At 65.9% G+C, this 17061-nt stretch carries 16 protein-coding genes and 1 pseudogene; 2 read left to right on the plus strand and 15 right to left on the minus strand.

Features of this window, described 5'->3' with window-relative positions:
- The first annotated feature begins 178 nt into the window (after positions 1–178).
- Complete coding sequence (locus tag AC1DSF_RS27635; protein ID WP_478128403.1) at positions 179–388, plus strand: hypothetical protein; 210 nt, start codon at positions 179–181, stop codon at positions 386–388.
- Here the strand turns inward: AC1DSF_RS27635 and AC1DSF_RS27640 are convergent.
- The 14 genes from AC1DSF_RS27640 to AC1DSF_RS27705 all read right to left on the minus strand — a co-directional run bounded on the left by AC1DSF_RS27640 (position 385) and on the right by AC1DSF_RS27705 (position 15702).
- The gene (locus tag AC1DSF_RS27640; RefSeq protein WP_478128404.1) at positions 385–2565 is read right to left on the minus strand and encodes an amylo-alpha-1,6-glucosidase; all 2181 of its coding nucleotides are present in this window, start codon (positions 2563–2565) and stop codon (positions 385–387) included. The genes AC1DSF_RS27635 and AC1DSF_RS27640 overlap by 4 nt on opposite strands.
- Before the next feature lie 24 nt (positions 2566–2589).
- Positions 2590–3654, minus strand: coding sequence for a glycosyltransferase family 4 protein (locus AC1DSF_RS27645; RefSeq protein WP_478128405.1), 1065 nt, complete (start codon positions 3652–3654; stop codon positions 2590–2592).
- Between the two features lie 230 nt (positions 3655–3884).
- The gene (locus AC1DSF_RS27650; protein WP_478128406.1) at positions 3885–4223 is read right to left on the minus strand and encodes a cytochrome C oxidase subunit IV family protein; all 339 of its coding nucleotides are present in this window, start codon (positions 4221–4223) and stop codon (positions 3885–3887) included.
- A complete protein-coding gene (locus AC1DSF_RS27655; protein WP_478128407.1) occupies positions 4220–4864 on the minus strand; it encodes a cytochrome c oxidase subunit 3 in 645 nt (214 codons plus the stop codon). The genes AC1DSF_RS27650 and AC1DSF_RS27655 overlap by 4 nt, the downstream gene beginning before the upstream one ends.
- Positions 4861–6465, minus strand: a complete 1605-nt coding sequence (gene ctaD / locus AC1DSF_RS27660; RefSeq protein WP_478128408.1) for a cytochrome c oxidase subunit I — start codon at positions 6463–6465, stop codon at positions 4861–4863. The genes AC1DSF_RS27655 and ctaD overlap by 4 nt, the downstream gene beginning before the upstream one ends.
- Positions 6462–7442, minus strand: coding sequence for a cytochrome c oxidase subunit II (gene coxB, locus AC1DSF_RS27665; RefSeq protein ID WP_478128409.1), 981 nt, complete (start codon positions 7440–7442; stop codon positions 6462–6464). The genes ctaD and coxB overlap by 4 nt, the downstream gene beginning before the upstream one ends.
- A gap of 3 nt (positions 7443–7445) precedes the next feature.
- Entirely contained in the window at positions 7446–8237 is a 792-nt protein-coding gene (locus AC1DSF_RS27670) for an SCO family protein (RefSeq protein WP_478128410.1), read from the minus strand.
- Complete coding sequence (locus tag AC1DSF_RS27675; RefSeq protein ID WP_478128411.1) at positions 8234–8572, minus strand: hypothetical protein; 339 nt, start codon at positions 8570–8572, stop codon at positions 8234–8236. The genes AC1DSF_RS27670 and AC1DSF_RS27675 overlap by 4 nt, the downstream gene beginning before the upstream one ends.
- Positions 8559–9647: a hypothetical protein gene (locus tag AC1DSF_RS27680; RefSeq protein WP_478128412.1), complete on the minus strand. Its 1089-nt coding sequence runs from the start codon at positions 9645–9647 to the stop codon at positions 8559–8561. Before AC1DSF_RS27680 ends, AC1DSF_RS27675 begins: the two co-directional genes overlap by 14 nt.
- Entirely contained in the window at positions 9647–10288 is a 642-nt protein-coding gene (locus AC1DSF_RS27685) for a c-type cytochrome (protein WP_478128413.1), read from the minus strand. The genes AC1DSF_RS27680 and AC1DSF_RS27685 overlap by 1 nt, the downstream gene beginning before the upstream one ends.
- Entirely contained in the window at positions 10285–10824 is a 540-nt protein-coding gene (locus tag AC1DSF_RS27690) for a DUF3341 domain-containing protein (RefSeq protein WP_478128414.1), read from the minus strand. Before AC1DSF_RS27690 ends, AC1DSF_RS27685 begins: the two co-directional genes overlap by 4 nt.
- The gene (gene nrfD, locus AC1DSF_RS27695; RefSeq protein WP_478128415.1) at positions 10824–12170 is read right to left on the minus strand and encodes an NrfD/PsrC family molybdoenzyme membrane anchor subunit; all 1347 of its coding nucleotides are present in this window, start codon (positions 12168–12170) and stop codon (positions 10824–10826) included. The genes AC1DSF_RS27690 and nrfD overlap by 1 nt, the downstream gene beginning before the upstream one ends.
- Positions 12167–15019, minus strand: coding sequence for a 4Fe-4S dicluster domain-containing protein (locus AC1DSF_RS27700; RefSeq protein ID WP_478183795.1), 2853 nt, complete (start codon positions 15017–15019; stop codon positions 12167–12169). Before AC1DSF_RS27700 ends, nrfD begins: the two co-directional genes overlap by 4 nt.
- 41 nt (positions 15020–15060) lie before the next feature.
- Positions 15061–15702 (minus strand): cytochrome c3 family protein, encoded by a 642-nt coding sequence (locus AC1DSF_RS27705; protein ID WP_478183796.1) that lies wholly within the window; start codon positions 15700–15702, stop codon positions 15061–15063.
- Between the two features lie 153 nt (positions 15703–15855).
- On the opposite strand from AC1DSF_RS27705, the gene AC1DSF_RS27710 reads away from it, so the two are divergent.
- Positions 15856–16851 (plus strand): lysylphosphatidylglycerol synthase domain-containing protein, encoded by a 996-nt coding sequence (locus AC1DSF_RS27710; RefSeq protein ID WP_478146067.1) that lies wholly within the window; start codon positions 15856–15858, stop codon positions 16849–16851.
- Between the two features lie 27 nt (positions 16852–16878).
- Here AC1DSF_RS27710 and garD read toward each other — a convergent pair.
- Positions 16879–17061, minus strand: a pseudogene (garD, locus tag AC1DSF_RS27715) (galactarate dehydratase); the annotation flags it as partial.

The following is a 17061-nucleotide window of genomic DNA, read 5'->3' on the forward strand; positions in this document are numbered from 1 at the left end:
GCCGGATCAGCGTTGGCCTGCACAGCCTGTCGGACAGGAGGGGGTGCATTGCACAAAGCCGCTTGTCGGCTCGGCCGTCAGTGGTCACCGACAGAACTGGGCGACTTCCACCGAGGCCGATGGCGCGGGGTTGGCCCACCATGGGCTCCCTCAACACTCAGCAATCACTGGAGCGAAGATGAAGCCAAGAGTCACGAAGCCGCCGCCTTCGCGCAACAGGATCGATGACGCAGAGGAACCCGAGATCACCCAGGAGGACTCGGTACCGAGCGATGGGAAGGACCGCGTCGGTGAAAAGATGATGGAGCAACTCGGCCGTGAACGTCGCGGGGAGCAAGCCAAGGAAGGCAAGGAAGGCAAGGAAGGCAAGAAGAGCAAAGAAGCCTAGTAGCGAAGATCGAAGCGCACTCTCTTTCGCGCCGCTCCCTGCTGGCGTCCTGCGGGGTCCTCCCGCTGCTCGGCAAATGCAACCACGCGTCCATTGGCGCGACTGAATGCGACGTCGACCCGGTTCCCGCCTAGTTGCAGTCCGTGGAGTTCGATGGTTTCGATGCCCTGCGGCAAGAGCGGCTGATCGACGCGCAATGTGTGTTCGTGCCCGTCGACATGAACCCCGAGCACCGACTGCAGCAGCATGAACACCGAACCCGCCGCCCACGCCTGCGGCAAACAGGCCACCGGATAGGCGACCGGCGCTTCGCCCGATGCGCGATTGAAACCGCAGTACAGCTCCGGCAGCCGCAGCCCGAAATTGATCGCGGCCTCGAACATGCTGCCGATGAGGTGGACGGCGCCATCGCGTTCGCCGTAGCGCGCGATGCCGGCGGCGCATACCGCGACATCGTGCGGCCAGACAGACCCGTTGTGATACGACATCGGATTGAAGCGCGCCATGTTGGCGGGCAGCGTGCGCAGGCCCCAGCCGGTGTCGAACGCACCGGTGAGCAGTTGCCGCGCGACCGCCCGTCCGCGCTCGGCCGAAGGCAGGCCCGTGAACAGAAGGTGCCCCGCGTTCGATGCGCGCACCCGGCAAGGATCGCCAAGCCCGTCGAGCGCCAATGCGTAGAACTGAAGCTCATCCCGCCAGAACTTCTTTTCGACGCGCGCGGCCATTTCCCTGGCGGACTCGTTCCAGCGGGTTGCGCTGTCGTGGTCGCCGCGCCGCGCCGCCATGTGGGCCATGCCGAGAAATGCGGAGAACGCATAGCCCTGGACTTCCACCAGCGCAATCGGCCCGACCGGCGAACTGCCGTCGGCGTGGAAGACGGAGTCATGGCTGTCCTTCCAGCCCTGATTCGCAAGGCCGGTGGTCTCGCCGCGCGCATAGCTCACGAAGCCGTCGTGGCGCCGTACGTTGTCCTCGATCCACGCGGTGGCCGCCAGCAAGGCGCCCCAGATGTCGTCGATGAAGCCATGGTCGCCGGTGCGTCGTGCGTAGGCAGCCGCGAGCATCACGAAAAGCGGGGTCGTGTCCACGCCGCCGTAGTACTTGCCAAAGGGCAGTTCGTTGACCGCGGCCATCTCGCCCTTGCGGGTCTCGTGCATGATCTTTCCCGGCTCCGCATCGCGGAAGGACGAGGTTTCATGCGATTGGTGCGCTGCCAGGAAGGCCAGCACGCCGCGCGCCAGAGCCGGGTCGAGCCAGAGTGTCTGCATCGCCGTGATGACCGCGTCGCGCCCGAACGGCGTCGAGAACCACGGGATGCCCGCATACGGATAAGGCCCCGTCGGCAAGTCGGTCGTCAGCAGGGCGAGATCGGCTTCGGACTTGTCGATCCACGCCTGGAAGAGCCGGTTGGATGCGTGCAGTCGCGCCCCCCGGCGGCGCCGGACGCGCAAGCCGCGGCGCGCACGTGCGGCGGCGTCCCGATAGCGAAGACGCGAGGGCAGCGCGAGCCCGGAGCCGACCTCGAGATAGAGCACCCAATGCTGTCGCCCGGCCAATGCGACGTCGAACGATGCCCCGGAGTCGTTCATCTGCTGCGGGACTTCGGAGAAAGCGATGGAAACGTCGCGCCACACGGAGTCCAGCCCGCGATAGCGAAGTTCGACGCAGTGTTCGCCGACCTGCCCGGCAGCGAATTCGCCGCGCTTGGTGCGGGTTTGCCCGCGCACTTCGAACATGTCGCGAAAGTCGGCCGCGTAAAGCAACTGCAGCGGCACGCGCGTTGCGAGATCGCTGTAGTTGACGAGCGAGATGCGTTCATAGACGCGGTTGTTGCAGAGGAAGCGCCGCCGCTCCAGGTGAATCACGCCTTCGGGCATCGATTCGCCACCCAGCGGGGGCAATGGATGGTTCGTCAGGTTGGCCGTGAAGAAGGCGTTGTCCTGGCTGACGTCGCTGGAGAGCAGGCTGGGCGTCTGCCCATTCATCAAAACCCTGAAGGTGGACAGCAGCCGCGTGTCGTTGTGGAAGAGGCCATCGCCTTCACCCGTGATGTCGCCCATGGCGTCCGCCACGATGAAGGTGTCACCTTCCTTCAATACGAAGAGGCGCTGGCCGGAGCGCGCGGGTGGAGGAGGCCACGCGTTTTCCTGCAGTGCGCCTGCGTCAGGCTCGTTCATGAGCAACTCCGGTTGCGATGGAAATTATGCGGCTTCACCTTCGAGCAGCGCATTCCGGCTGTCGCGTGCCAGTTGCCAATACAACTGCACGTAGCGTCGCGCCATCGCGTCGGCGGTGAATCGATGCTCGAACTCCGCGCGCACACGCGCGCGCGGCAGATGCCGTACCTGCTCGACCGCTTGCACGGCCTGCGCCATGTCGTCGACGATGAAACCGCTCTTGCCGTCTTCCAGCACCTCGGGAACGGACCCGCAGCGCCATGCGATGACAGGCGTTCCGCACGCCATCGCTTCGATCATCACGAGGCCGAAGGGCTCCGGCCAGTCGATCGGGAACAGAAGCGCGCGCGCTTGTCCCAGGAAATCGGCCTTTTGCTCGGCCCCGATTTCGCCGATGTATTCGACCAGCGGATGCGCGAGGAGCGGTTCGATCTCGCGCACGAAGTAGTTGCGGTCCACGGCGTCTACTTTGGCTGCAATGCGGATCGGCACGCCTGCGGCGCATGCAATGGCGATGGCGCGATCGGGTCGCTTCTCCGGCGAGATCCGGCCCAGGAAAGCGAGGTAGTCCCCGCGCGGCGTGGCATTGAACCGGAAGCCCGCCGGATCGACGCCATGGTGCACGGTGGCATACCAGTTCGCATCGGGCATGTCCTTGCGCTGTCGATCGGAGATCGACACCAGCGCGAACTTGTCCCAGCGGCCGTAGGCGCCGGCAAGGTCGGCGATGTCGAGCCGCCCGTGCAGCGTCGTCAAGGTGCAGCCGGCCATGTCCTCGAACAGGGGGAAGTGCAGCATGTCCGTGTGGAAATGCAGCACATCGAATTCATGCGCGCGGCGCCGCACCTCATGCAGCATCGACAGATGCGCGGCAAGGTCTGACTTCAGCGGCGCCGGGTCGAGGCGCAGCGCCTGCTTGCGCGTGGCGACCAGCTTCGCGCGGGTCAGCGTATCGCCGGAGGCGAAGAGCGTGACGTCGTGGCCTTGCTCCACCAGGGCATCGACCAGATGGCCCACCACGCGTTCTGTTCCGCCATAGAGGCGAGGGGGAACGGCTTCATAGAGCGGGGCGATCTGCGCGATTTTCATGGACCAGTCACTTTCGGAGCTGAGCCCGCAACTCTAGGCGCCGGGCCGGGGGGGCTTATCGGAATCTGGCGGCTTGCGCTGTCGTCCAAATCCTCACGGGCTGCTGCTGCGGCGGCGCAGACGGGCGACGTCGTCGGCTTGCACGGCCGGCGCGGTCCTTGGAACCGCCGACTTGCGCTCCTGTAAGCCGCTGGCTTTCGTCAGCGTGCGAACGCACCGTCAGGCCCGGATCACCGGGTTCTCGCGGGCGGCAATTGCTTCGGCTGCTGCCATGCCGCGGCATCGTGAGGGCGCGTCGCGCCGTCGAAATAGCTCAAGCCGCACAACAGTGCCAGCGTGCAAAGCGCGGTGAAGCACGCCGAGCGGCTCCAGGGTGACGCGCGATCGATGCGCATGAACCAGCGCACGACGATGGCCGTCTTGATGCCGGCAATCGCCACGCCGGGAACCCAGCCGTACGTACCCAGCGAGAGGTAGGCGCTGCCGAGGCTGGTCATCAGCAACGCGATCAATGCCAGCCAGACGAGCGCGAGTCGGCGGATGCGGCGGCGAAGGTCTGCGGTGATCATGAATGGCGGCTCACGAGATAAAGAAGTGGATAGAGGGCAATCCACACGATGTCCACGAAGTGCCAATAGAGCCCGGCCACGGAGACGGCAGCGCCACTCGCCCAGTCGAGACGGCGTCGGCAGCCGACGGCGAGCGCAGCCATGAGCGCAATGCCGATGCTCACGTGAATGGCATGCAGGGCCGTTGAAAGGAAATAGAAAGCAAAGAACATCTGCGCGCCTTGCGGCACATCTTCGCTGTCGCCCAGCCGGAATGCCGGCCCCGGGAAGAGCCCTTCATGCCAGTCCTTGCGGTATTCGATGCCCTTGATCATCAGGAAGACGATGCCGAGGACCGCAGTGGCCGCGAGCAGGCGAGAGGACAGCCTTGCCGCGTTGGCAGAGTGCGCTTCGACGGCCATGGCGACGCAGGCGCTGCTGCTGAGCAGGATGGCGGTGTTCAGGGTGCCGAGCACCACGTCCGTGTGGCGGCTCGCCGCCGCGAATCCGTCGGGCCACTGCGCGCGGCCGAAGGCATAGGTCAGCAGCAGGGCGCCAAAGAAAAGGACTTCGCTGCCGATGAACACCCACATGCCGAACTCCCCGACGCGAGGGGCGCCTGGCCGCGAGCCGGAAGCCGCTGCGTTCGTCATGTTCGTCATTGCAGCGCCTTCGCGTCGGCGCGGTGCTGCGGCGTGTAGTCGTACGCATCGCCGGGCGCCTTCGGCGGCGCGTCGAAATTGTGGGTCGGGGGCGGCGAGGAGGTCTGCCACTCCAGGCCTGTCGCGTTCCATGGATTGCGCCCGGCGCGCGCGCCATGGTGCAGTGACCGGATCAGATAGAAGAGCGGCATCAGGTAGCCCAGGGCCAGCACCACCGCCCCCGCGGAGGACAGCACATTGAGCACCTGGTATTCCGGCGCGTAGGCGTGATAGCGCCGGGGCATTCCCTGAAAGCCCAGCAGATACTGAGGAAAGAACGTGAGATTGAAGCCGACGAAGATCAGCACCGCCGCAATGCGCGCCCACAGCTCGTGATAGAGCCGCCCCGTGACCTTGGGCCACCAGAAGTGCAAGGCCCCGAAGTACGCCATCACCGCGCCGCCCACCATGATGTAGTGGAAGTGGGACACCACGAAGTAGGTGTCGGTGAGATGAACGTCGAGCGCAAGCGACGCCAGAAAGAGCCCCGTGAGCCCGCCGATGGTGAACAGGCCGACAAAGCCGAGCGCATACAGCATCGGCGCATCGAAGCGGATCGAGCCCTTGTACAGGGTGGCCGTCCAGTTGAAGACCTTGATGGCCGAGGGCACCGCGACCATGAAGCTCAGGAACGAGAACACCACGCTGGCGGCGGTCGATTGCCCGCTCACGAACATGTGATGCCCCCACACCAGGAAACCGAATGCGGCGATGGCCAGCATGGCATAGGCCATGAAGCGATAGCCGAAGATCCGCTTGCGCGCAAAGCACGGAACGATCTCGCTGACGACGCCCATGGCGGGCAGCACCATGATGTACACCGCCGGGTGCGAGTAGAACCAGAACAGGTGCTGGAACAGCAAGGGATCGCCGCCGTACGCCGGATCGAACACACCCACCTGGAAGAGCCGTTCGGCCACCACCAGCAGCGTCGTGATGGCCAGCACCGGCGTTGCCAGCACGAGGATGATGCTGGTCGCGTAGATCGCCCAGACGAACAACGGCAGCTGGAACCAGCCCATGCCCGGCGTGCGCATCGTGTGGACCGTGACGATGAAGTTCAAGCCCGTGGCAATCGACGAGAAGCCCGTCACGAAGACGCCGACCAGCGTCAGCACGACGTAGCCGTTGGAAAACATCGTGGCGTAGGGCGTGTAGAAAGTCCAGCCGGTGTCGACGCCGCCGAAGAAGAGCGCCAGCAGGGTGAGCAGGCCACCGGCGATATAGAGATACCAGCTCAAGAGATTCAGGCGCGGCAGGGCGAGGTCCTTGGCGCCGATCATCATCGGCAGCACGAAGTTGCCCACCACGGAGGGGATCGACGGGATCAGGAACAGCCAGACCATCACGACACCGTGCGCGGTGAAGAGCTTGTTGTAGGTGTCGGCGCGGACGAGGTCGCCGGCGGGCGTCACGAGTTCGAGCCGGATCATCGTGGCCGCCGCGCCGCCGACAAAGAAGAAGAAGGTGATCGCCACCGCATAGAGGATCGCGATGCGCTTGTGGTCATGCGCAAGAAACCATGAGCGGATGGTGAGCCCGTCGGTCAGGTAGCTGGTCATCGCAGTTGCTCCACATCAGGCATTGCCGGGGCACCGGCACGCAGGTAGGCAATCAAGGACTGGAGTTGCGCCTCGTCGAACTGGCCCTGGAAGCTCGGCATCACGGGCGCGAAGCCGGCGACGACGTCCTTGCCGGGTTGCAGGATGGAGTCGCGCAGGTAGTTGTCGTCGGCGACGATGGTGCGGCCGTCCTGCAGATGCACCAGTCGGCCGCTCAGGCCCTGCAGGAGCGGCGCGTGCACCGTCGAGGCCGCGTTGTGGCAGCCGCTGCAGCCGGCGCTGCGAAAGAGGGCAAATCCTTGTTCGATCGTGCCGTTCTCGGGCGGCCCGGCTTGCGTCCAGCGCGCGTATTCGGCCGCGGGCATGACCGTCACGACGCCGACCATCGCCGAATGGTCGCTCCCGCAATACTCCGAGCAGAACAGCCTGTATTCGCCAATCCGGGTGGCAGTGAACCAGAAGCGCGTGAAGCGGCCCGGAACCACGTCCTGCTTGAGACGGAAGGCCGGTACGTAGAAGCTGTGGATGGCGTCCTGCGACGACATGACGAGCGCAACCGGCTGCCCCAGAGGCACGTGCAGCGTGTTGATCTCGCGCCGGCCACTCGGATGCTGCAGCTTCCACATCCATTGCTTGCCGACGACATTGATCGTCAGGGCGCCGGCTGGCGGCTCCCGCAAGGTGAGGTATTGGCTCGCGGCCCACATGAAGAGGCCGAGAAAGATCAGAAGCGGGGCGATGGTCCACGCTGCTTCGAGGCCGCCTGCGTTGCTTGGCGGGTCGGTGCGATCCACATCCGACCCGCTGCGGTAGCGCACGCACATCCATACGATGAGGCTGCCAACGGCCAGCGCCATGACGCCGCACAGCAACAGCATCGCGCCGAACAGCGCATCGGTGTGCGAGGCGATCGACGACGCCTCCGGCATGAACAGCCGAATACCGGACGGCGCGAGGACGGCGGGTAGTTCGTTCATGGCTCAGGAAGCGCTCGCGGCGCGGCGGCGCCAGATCCACAGGCCCATCGCGATCGCGCCCATGCAGCCGAGGATGCGCATCGCGTCCATGACAGCGACGCTGTAGCGCCCAGTGACGGGGTCGTAGTGGCCGCACAGCAGCGTCAGCCGATCGGTGAGCGAGCCGACATGCCCGCCTGCCGCTTGCTCGACGGCGAGGCGCAACTCGCGCGCGTCGAAGCGCACGCCCGGAAAGTAGCGCGCGACGGTTCCCTGTGGCGTGGCGACCACGAAGCCGGCGCTGTGAGCGATGCCGTTGTCGCCGCGCTGGACCGCGTAGCCGAGCGCACGAGTGAGACGCTCGGATGTTGGGGCGCTCGTCGTCAGCAGATGAATGTCGATGTCACGATCGGCGAGGAAGCGGGCGTAGTCGCGGTAGTCGGATTCGCGAGCGCGGGCCATGGCCGGTGTCTCGTCGGGGTCGATGCTGAAGCCGACGATGCGCCAGGAGCGCTGCGGCAGCCCGCTGCCTTGCAGCGCCTCGAGCACGCCCTGCATGACGAGCCCGCACAACTCGGTGCATTGGTAGTAGCCCGGCACTAGCACCACTGCCCGGTCGCCGCCGAAGAATTCGCGCAAGCGCATCGGCTTGCCGTTGCTTTCGACCATCGAGACATCCAGCGGCAACACCGCACCGATTCGTTGTACGAGCTGGACCTGGGGCGCCGATGGCAATGCCAGCGGTGCCTCGGCAAGCGCAGGCACAGCGGCGAACAGCGCGCAGAGCAGCGGCAGCATGTTCGACAGCAACCTCATTGCGGCGCCCCTTGCCGCGTGGCAGGGCCGGACCGGGCGCGCAGCCCGCGCTCGGTCATCAGGCTCATCGCGCGATCGACGGGGATGCGCACGTAGCCCGGTGATCCGGGAACCGGACCGGTTGCATCGAGCTCGTCCTGCTTCTCCTTTCGATAGGTCGCCAGGTCGTCCTGCGGTGCCGTTTGAAGGTCGGGCCTGGCCTGTGCTTCAGAGAGGCCTGCCGGGTCTCCCTTGCCGACTTGCCAGTAGGCCAGCAGCATCACGCAAAAGACGAGGGCCAGCAGGCCGAGGAGCGCCAGTACTGTGCGACGCGGACCGGGATCACGCGCGGGCATTCGCCACCTCCCTCGTTCCTGCATCGAGCATCGGTGCAAACACCAGCAAGCCAATGCCCGCCATGCAAAGGGGTGCCAGCCACCATATGGCTGCTGCATGGGGATCGACTGACGGAACGACCAGCCATACCGAATCAAGCGCGTTGGCCAGAAGGAGAAGCCCGGCCGTGGCGCCGAGCGTGGCGGGACGATCCTTGATGGGGCGCATGACGAGTGCCGCGACCGGCAACGCAAGCTGCAATCCGACCAGGGCCAAGCCCACGTTGAACCAGCCTGTCTGCAAGCGCGGAACGAACCACGAGATTTCGTTCGGCAAGTTCTCGGCCCAGATGATCAGGAACTGCATGAAGCCCAGGTAGCCCCAGGTCAGCACGTACATGAGCAGCAGGTTGCCCAGGTCACGGCCGACCGGGACTTCAGGCGCGGCCTTCGATTGCAGGGTCGCGGGCAGGCGCCACGCCGTCCACGCGGTCAGGGCCGCGGCGCCAGCGAGTGCTTGCGAGACCAGGACCAGCAGAGCGAAACCCGTGCTGCGCCATCCAGGCGTGAGCGACATCAGCAGATCGATTGCAGCCAGCGAGCCCAGCAGCGAATGGATGATCAGGCTCGCCGCCGCGCGTCGCCTGCTGAGCACCGGCCGAAGGGCACTGCGCGACAGCCAGAACCAGACGAGCCCATACAACAGCATCCGCGACGCGAACGCCGGAAGGTCGAGCCATGCGCGCGCAAAGGCGGGTTCTTCCAGTCTGCTCAACACGTCCGAATGCGGCGAGGCCCAGGGGTAAAGCGCCGTCACGCCCAAGGCAATCGGGACAAAGAGCGGGCCGAGCCACCAACGGCGAACCATCAGCAGCGCGGCCGCCGGGCGCAGCACTTCGCCCCAGCGCCCGCCGGTGAGCCTGTGCAGCCACAGGTTGATGCAGGCGCCCATCACGATGCCGACACACCACCACCACGCGGCCAGCCAGGCGGCGAGAAAGACGCGCGTGCCGCCGTGCCATCCGGCGACGAATCCGGCCAGAAGCAGCAGCACGGCACCGAGAGCGGTGGCGCGAGGCGCGCAGACGCGGCGCATCACCGGAGCTCCTTGGTCGAACCCGGCACCGGATGCCAACTCTGCGGCTCGGCCGGTGCCGGCAGATCGGCGACGAGTGCATGCCGGCTCAACTGCAATGCACGTATGTAGGCGGCGATGGCCCACCGGTCCGAGGGCTGGACGCGGTCCGCATACGAATACATCACGCCATAGCCATGGGTGATGACATCGAAGAAATGGCGATCGTCGACGGCGCGCAGGCGGTCGATGTGAAAAGACGGCGGTGATGGGAAGCCCCGCCGCACCACCGGGCCATCACCGTCCCCGACCGGGCTGTGGCAGGGCACGCAATAGATGGTGTAGCGCTCCTGGCCTCGAAGCAGGAGCGCACTTGACGGCCTTTCGGGGAGCGCCTGCTGAGCGAGAGCCGCTTCCTGATCGCCCAGATGCTGAGACCCGGCGCGACCGCTCGAAGTCGCCGCAATGTCGCCGCTCGCACGGGCCACGGTCCCCGGCGGCGGTGGACGCGTCCCCATCTTGTCCGGAAAGAGCGAGCTGGCCGTGTCAGGCAGCAGCTTGGGTTGCCGCAGCATGTCGCGTTCGGAGCGGTCGCATCCCGCCAGCATCGACACTGCGCCGCACAGGCAGAGCAGGGCGGCGAGGACGGCGCTTGGCCTCACGGCATCACCTCGCTCACGCGCAGCGGATCGAGACGCTGCAAGAGCGCCCGCGCCTGCCGGTCGTCGAAGGCCGGATCGTCCCGACGCAGGCACAGGAAGAACCGGTTGCGCATCGAGAGATCGAAGTCCGGCGCATTGAAGACGGGGTGGTAGAGCCTGGGCATGCCTGCGCGCCACAGCATCGCTCCGACCGTGGCGAATGCACCTCCCAGCACCGCGAGAGAAAAACTCACCGGAACGAACATCGGCCAGCTATGAAGCGGACGCCCGCCGATGTCGATGGGGTAGGACACGACAGCCGCGTACCACTGCATGAAGTAGCCCAGCACGCCGCCGAGCACCGTGCCGACCAGGCAAGCGAACGCAACGCCGCGAGGACGCACACCGAGTGCTTCGCCGAGCCCTTCGACGGCGAAAGGCGCGTAAGCCTCCGCACGGCGATAGCCCGCGGAACGCGCCTCGCGGACCGCATTCAGCAGCGCGTCCGAAGAGGCGAACTCGGCGATGAGTCCCCAGGGTTGGGTGGCGTCGTTCATCAGCCGGCCTCCGCCTCGGTGTGCTCCAGCTCGCGCATCTCGGCCATGGAGATCACCGGCAGGACGCGGACGAACGCGAGGAACAGCCATGCGAACGCGCAGATGGAGCCGAGCAGGAAGACCCAGTCCCAGGCGGTCGGCACAAACAAGCCCCATGCCGAGGGCATGAAGTCGCGATGGAGGCTGGAGACCACGATGAGTACCCGCTCCATCCACATGCCCAGGTTGATCGCGAGGCTGAGCCCCAGAAGCAGTCCGGCGCTTCTGCGGCAGCGACGCCACCACAGCAATTGCGGCAGCAAGACGTTGCACACCAGCATCGACCAGTAGACCGGCGCATAGAAGCCGACCCAGCGGTCTTCGGTCATCGCGATGTCGTAGCGGTCCCCGCTGTAGAACGCCATGAAGATCTCGCTGAGATAGCCATAGGCCACCAACGAAGAAGTCGCCAGCAGGACCTTGCCTGCGTGGTCGAGATGCACTTCGGTGATGAAGTCGTGCAAGCCGAAAGCGCGGCGCAAGGGGATCGCAATGGTCAGCACCATGGCAAAGCCGGAGAAGAGCGCGCCGGCGACGAAGTAGGGCGGAAAGATCGTGGAGTGATAGCCCGGTGTGTTGCCGATCGCGAAGTCCAGCGAGACCACCGAATGCACCGACACGACCAGCGGTGTCGCCAGGCCCGCCACCAGCAGATAGGCCTTCTCGTAATGCACCCACTGCCGCGCTTCGCCCCGCCACCCGAGCGCGCCGAGCGCGAAGACGAAGCGCTTGATGCGCCCCTCGGCGCGGTCGCGCAGCGTGGCGAGGTCGGGGATCAACCCCACGTACCAGAACACGAACGACACGATGATGTAAGTCGCGATCGCAAAGAAATCCCACACGAGCGGACTGCGCCATTGCGGCCACAGGCCCATGGTGTCGGGGTAGGGCGCGATCCAATAGAACTTCCAGGCGCGTCCCAGATGCAGCAGAGGAAAGATCGCCGCCATGGTGGCGGCGAACAGTGTCATCGCTTCGGCGAACCGGTTGATGGAGGTTCGCCACTTCTGGCGCAACAGCAACAGCACCGCCGAAATGAAAGTGCCCGCGTGGCCGATGCCGATCCACCACACGCAATTGGCAATCGCGAAGCCCCAAGCCACCGGAATGTCGACGCCCCATATGCCGACGCCTGTGCGCAGCAGGTAGACGATGGCCGCGCCGAAACCGAGCGTGCCCGCGAACGTGCCCCAGAAGGCGATTCGCCAGAGCTTGCCGGAGGGCCGCGACAGCACCAGATCGGCAATCTTGTCGGTGATGCTCGCGTAGCCCCAGTGGCCGCGCAGGACGGGCGGCGCGGCGCTCATTGACCGGCCTCGTCATCGGCGACGACGCGCGCAAGGTAGGTCGTCCGCGGGCGCGTGTTGAGTTCTTCCAGCAGTGTGTAGTGCCTCGGCGATGCCTTCGCGCGCGACACGGCACTGCCCGGATCGGCAAGGTCTCCGAAGTGGATCGCGCTTGTCGGGCAAGCAGCCTGGCAGGCCGTCACCACGTCGCCGTCCGCGAGCGGCCGTCCGGAGCGCTCCGACTGCAGCCGCGCCCGCGTGATCCGCTGGAGGCAATACGTGCACTTCTCCATCACGCCGCGCGCGCGCACCGTGACGTCCGGATTGCGCTGTGCCTTCAGTGTTTCGGTCGACTCGTCGCTGTACTGGAGGAAGTTGAAGCGCCGCACCTTGTACGGGCAGTTGTTGGAGCAGAACCGCGTGCCGACGCAGCGGTTGTAGACCTGCACGTTCAGGCCCTCGCTGTCATGCACCGTCGCGCCGACCGGGCAGACGATCTCGCACGGCGCGTTTTCGCAATGCATGCACGGCACGGGCTGGAACACGCCGCTATGGCTCGGCGCTTCGGCTTCCTCGTAGTGGTCGATGCGAATCCAGTGCATTGCACGACCGCGCGCCACTTGCTCCGCACCCACGACCGGGATGTTGTTCTCGGCCTGGCATGCGACGGTGCAGGCATTGCAGCCGATGCATGCATCCAGGTCGATCGCCATGCCCCAGGCGTGCTCGGCGAACCTGTTCATCGGCGGATAGAGCGAGGGGGCCGGCTCCTTGGGCGTGATCGCGGCCTTGGACGCCGGAACACTGCGGGCGAGTTCGCGGCCTTCCTGCGACATGGTGTGCTGCGTGCGCGCGAACTCGATGTGGCGTCCGGTGGCGGTCAGCGTCAACGGCGCGGTGCCTTCGCTGGCCGCCGGCCTGAGCGCGTATGCATCGAAGCCAATGCCGGAGCCCACGCGGCCGGCCTCCGTGCGGCCCAAACCGAGCGGCAGGGTGGCTGCACCTTCCGCATGCGAGGCCTGCACCCACACAGGCGCTTCGATCGATTTGGGACCGATGGCGGCGCGCACCACGTCGCCATTGCGCAGCGAAAGCGATGCTGCCGTGCGCGGGCCGAGATGCAGTGCGTTTCCCCAGGTGATGTGGGTGAAGGGGCGCGGCAGTTCCTGAAGCCATGCGTTGTTCGCGAATGCGCCGTCCCCCGCCGAAGGATCGGGAACGAAGACTGCGGCAAGTGCGCCGGCTTGCTGCGGAGCCCGGTCGGCGCGAGGCACGTTCGCTTGCGGCAGCGACAGCGGCTCGAAGGCGCTCTGGGCGATCGCGCCATTGCGCAGACTCTCGCGCCAGAACTGCTCGAAATCGTCGCCCGCACGGCCTGGCGGCTGCTGCTCGCGCCACTGGCGTCGCACGAGCTCGCGGCCATCCCGCACGGTGTCGTCGAGCATGGCGGCGACCAGCTCATGCGCGGATCGCGTGTCGTACAGCGGCATGATCACTGGCTGAATCAGCGAGGCGCTGCCGTCGAACGCGCGCGCGTCGCTCCATTGCTCGTAGGTGTGGCTCAGGGGCAAGTGCCATCGGCAGCATCGCGCGGTTTCGTCTGTGTAGAGCCCGGCGCGCACGGTGAAAGGCACCTGCGAGATCGCCTCTGCTACGGACAACTCGCCCGGCGTGTCATACGCGGGGTTGCCTCCGATGACCAGGAGCGTGTCGACCGCACCGTTCCTGATGGCGTCGAGCAGAGCTTGCAGGTCCTGGCCGCCGCCTCCTTCGGGTGGGTCGATGCCTTCGATCGTGCGACCGACCGATCCCAGCTTTTGATGAAGTGCCCATGCAAGCGCATGTGCGCGCGGTGTCAGCGCGTCGCCGACCACGATCAACGCGTCCGGTCCCGCGGCGCGCAGCGCTGAGACCAGGCGCGTTTCGAAGCGCGCGGCATCGGCGTCCGGACCGGCGCTGTTGCTATTGCCATCATTTGCACGGTCCACCTCGATGAAGTGCCCGGCGACCCGCTCCAGCAGTGCCTCGATTGCCGCTGGAGGCAGGGCGATGCGATCGTCGGCGCGTGCGCCGAAGAGTCCGGGCGTTGTCTCGACGGCGACCAATCGAGCTGCATGGCCGGTCCCCGCGGCGGCCCGGGCTCGTGCCCAGTCGGCAGCGCATCGAACGCTCTCCGGACTGCCGGTGAACGGGTCGGCCCCAAACGAAACGATCAGCCTTGCCTTGCCGAAATCGTGCCGCGGGCGCACCGGTCGCCCGAAGGCGGTTCGAGTGCCGCTCAACGCAGAAGCGGGAGAAAGAGGATCGTGCCTGTGCAAGACAGTGCCTGGATAGCGCGCGACGAGTTCGCCCAGCTGCGCCTGCAGCGTAGGCGATGTGATGGTGGGCGTCAGGATGCGCAGCCCGGGTCCCTTGCCTTCGCCCCAGCGGCTCGCGCGTTCGCGCCAGGCGGTGTCGAAGGCGGCCCACGTCGAAGGGCTCGCATCGATGCCGGGCTTCGGGCGGCTTTGCACAGTCTGCGAGCGGTCGGGGTCCCACAGCTCCAGCACCGAGGCCTGCGCAAACGAGTCGGTGGTTCCCAGGCTGGCGGGGTGCAGCGGATTGCCCTCGATCTTGATCGGCCGACCTTCCCGCGTGCCCACCAGCACGCCATGGGCGAAGCCGCTGCGCACGAAGCTCGTCGCATAGAAGATCGCGCCTTCGCCCAATTCCGCCTCGGGCATGCGGACGAAAGGGTGTGCCTGTCCTGGAGGAGCGCGGGTGCAACCGGCGCTTGCCAGCGCCACGGACGCGGCCATCAGGGTCATGGCATGCCGCCGCGTCATCCCTGGTTCAGACACGATCTCGATCACGGATTTCGTCGAAGTCATGGCGCGGATAGAGGCGAGAGGCGAGAGGCGAGCGAGTGGTGCTATCGATGGCAGGTCGAGCAATCGGTCAGGCGGCGCTCGCTCAACAGGCGGGCAATCATCCGAACCGTTGCGGTGTCTCCATCGTCCAGCGGCTGCATGCTGAACACCTTCGAAGGATCGTGCAGATGCGCAAGCGGGTTGCGGTGGCATTTGACGCACCACTCCATCTGGAGCGTGGCAACGCGGCGCATCAACGGCATCTGGTCGACCCGGCCATGGCATTCGATGCAGGCCACGCCCTTGTTGATGTGGATGCTGTGATCGAAGTACACGAAATCCGGCAATCGATGGACCCGGTTCCATGCGATGGGATTGCCGCTTTTGGCGCTGTCCCGAACGGGCGCCAGCAGGGGTGTGTCGGCGAACAACTGCGAGTGGCAGTTGAGGCAAATCTGCGTTGACGGAAAGCCCGCGGATGCGGAGGTCTCCACGGACGTGTGGCAGTAACGGCAATCGAGTCCGACATCCCCGACGTGATGCTTGTGGCTGAAGGGAACCGGTTGCTGCACGATCTCGTTTTCGCCCGTGTCCTCGAATCCGCGCCAGGCCGCGATGCCAATGCCCAGTGCCACCAGCACCAACAATCCGATCAACGTCAGACTGACTGCCAATTCGGTTTGGCGCTGGATGATTTGGGCCATCGCGGCGTATTAGCACAGTTGGGGGTGCCGTGGTGTCCGCCTTTTGCTTCCTCATTCAGCGCCCTCGACTGACACCCGCGCGCTTGCGATCGGCCCCCACTTTCGGTCACCAATATCGTTAACCTATCGCTGACAAGAACGAGTACATCGAGGATGCCGAGCAACTTGAAGGTCATCTTGCGCGCAGTCCGACGCTGGGCCTTCATCCCCGTCTCGGCCGTCGTGCTGAGTGTGCTGCTGTCGCATGCGCACGAGATCGATTGGGCGGGCGCCTGGTCGGCCCTGCGGCACTATTCGCCGCTGCTTCTGCTCGGAGCGCTAGGCCTCGCCATCGTGAGCCACATGCTGTATGGCTGCTTCGACCTGCTGGGACGACGCCACACAAGACACGGGCTCCCGCGGCCGCAGACTTTCTGCATCGGCATGGCGACCTATGCGTTCACGCTGAATCTGGGGACTCTGCTCGGAGGCGTCGCGACCCGAGTGCGCCTGTATGCGCGGGCCGGGCTCGACGAAGTCACGATCGCGCAGATCATCGCGATGAGTGCGACGACCAACTGGATGGGCTACGGCGTCATCGCTGGGGGGCTCTTCGCCGCACGCGCCATCACGCCGCCAGCACGATCGCCACTGACGGCCGAAGCCTTGCAGGCGCTCGGGTTCGCGATGATCGCGCTGGCCTGCGCGTACGTCGCAGTCTGTGCGATGGCTCATGGGCGCACCTGGCAAGTGCGGCATCGCAAGATTCGTCTGCCCGCGCCCGGCCTTGCCTTGCTGCAACTCGTGGTGTCGGCGGGCCACTGGTTCACGATGGGCGGGGTCATGTACCTGCTGCTGGACCAGCAGGTGTCGTACCCGATCACGCTGGCCGTGCTGATGACCGCCGCAATCGCGGGCGTGGTGACACCCGTCCCCGCCGGCCTCGGCGTGCTGGAAGCCGTCTACCTGATGCTGCTGTCAGGCGCTGTTCCGCAGGGCCGGCTCATGGGGGCGGTGCTGGCGTACCGAGCGCTTTACTACCTGGTGCCGCTTGCGGGTGCGATGGGAATCTATTTTGGGCTGGAGAGATACATGTCCCGCCGCCGCAACGCGGCGAATCCGTTGGTGCAGGCGCACACGCCGCAGCCTATGGGGCGGCATGTGCCTTGAGTGGACGTCGGCGAGTGACAAGTCAGGTCAGGTCACCGGCGCGGGGTTGAAGAGCACGAGTGCGTTGTGCAGCTTCCACTGCTCCGCCCAGGTCTTCTTGCGGCCGCTGGCGACGTCCAGCATCAGCCTGAACATCTCCCAGCCGACGTCGGCGATGGTCTTCTCTCCGGTGGCGATGGTTCCGGCATTGATGTCCATCAAGTCGTGCCA

The organism is Variovorax sp. 01N429, assembly GCF_056399425.1.

What these genes read in the sequence shown, in the direction of transcription:
- AC1DSF_RS27650 (WP_478128406.1), bottom strand. Translation starts at nt 4,223, where the DNA reads ATGATCACCGCAGACCTTCGCCGCCGCATCCGCCGACTCGCGCTCGTC.
- AC1DSF_RS27645 (WP_478128405.1), bottom strand. Translation starts at nt 3,654, where the DNA reads ATGAAAATCGCGCAGATCGCCCCGCTCTATGAAGCCGTTCCCCCTCGC.
- AC1DSF_RS27670 (WP_478128410.1), bottom strand. Translation starts at nt 8,237, where the DNA reads ATGAGGTTGCTGTCGAACATGCTGCCGCTGCTCTGCGCGCTGTTCGCC.
- coxB (WP_478128409.1), bottom strand. Translation starts at nt 7,442, where the DNA reads ATGAACGAACTACCCGCCGTCCTCGCGCCGTCCGGTATTCGGCTGTTC.
- AC1DSF_RS27675 (WP_478128411.1), bottom strand. Translation starts at nt 8,572, where the DNA reads ATGCCCGCGCGTGATCCCGGTCCGCGTCGCACAGTACTGGCGCTCCTC.
- AC1DSF_RS27700 (WP_478183795.1), bottom strand. Translation starts at nt 15,019, where the DNA reads ATGACTTCGACGAAATCCGTGATCGAGATCGTGTCTGAACCAGGGATG.
- ctaD (WP_478128408.1), bottom strand. Translation starts at nt 6,465, where the DNA reads ATGACCAGCTACCTGACCGACGGGCTCACCATCCGCTCATGGTTTCTT.
- AC1DSF_RS27705 (WP_478183796.1), bottom strand. Translation starts at nt 15,702, where the DNA reads ATGGCCCAAATCATCCAGCGCCAAACCGAATTGGCAGTCAGTCTGACG.
- AC1DSF_RS27655 (WP_478128407.1), bottom strand. Translation starts at nt 4,864, where the DNA reads ATGACGAACATGACGAACGCAGCGGCTTCCGGCTCGCGGCCAGGCGCC.
- AC1DSF_RS27635 (WP_478128403.1), top strand. Translation starts at nt 179, where the DNA reads ATGAAGCCAAGAGTCACGAAGCCGCCGCCTTCGCGCAACAGGATCGAT.
- AC1DSF_RS27710 (WP_478146067.1), top strand. Translation starts at nt 15,856, where the DNA reads ATGCCGAGCAACTTGAAGGTCATCTTGCGCGCAGTCCGACGCTGGGCC.
- AC1DSF_RS27690 (WP_478128414.1), bottom strand. Translation starts at nt 10,824, where the DNA reads ATGAACGACGCCACCCAACCCTGGGGACTCATCGCCGAGTTCGCCTCT.
- nrfD (WP_478128415.1), bottom strand. Translation starts at nt 12,170, where the DNA reads ATGAGCGCCGCGCCGCCCGTCCTGCGCGGCCACTGGGGCTACGCGAGC.
- AC1DSF_RS27680 (WP_478128412.1), bottom strand. Translation starts at nt 9,647, where the DNA reads ATGCGCCGCGTCTGCGCGCCTCGCGCCACCGCTCTCGGTGCCGTGCTG.
- AC1DSF_RS27640 (WP_478128404.1), bottom strand. Translation starts at nt 2,565, where the DNA reads ATGAACGAGCCTGACGCAGGCGCACTGCAGGAAAACGCGTGGCCTCCT.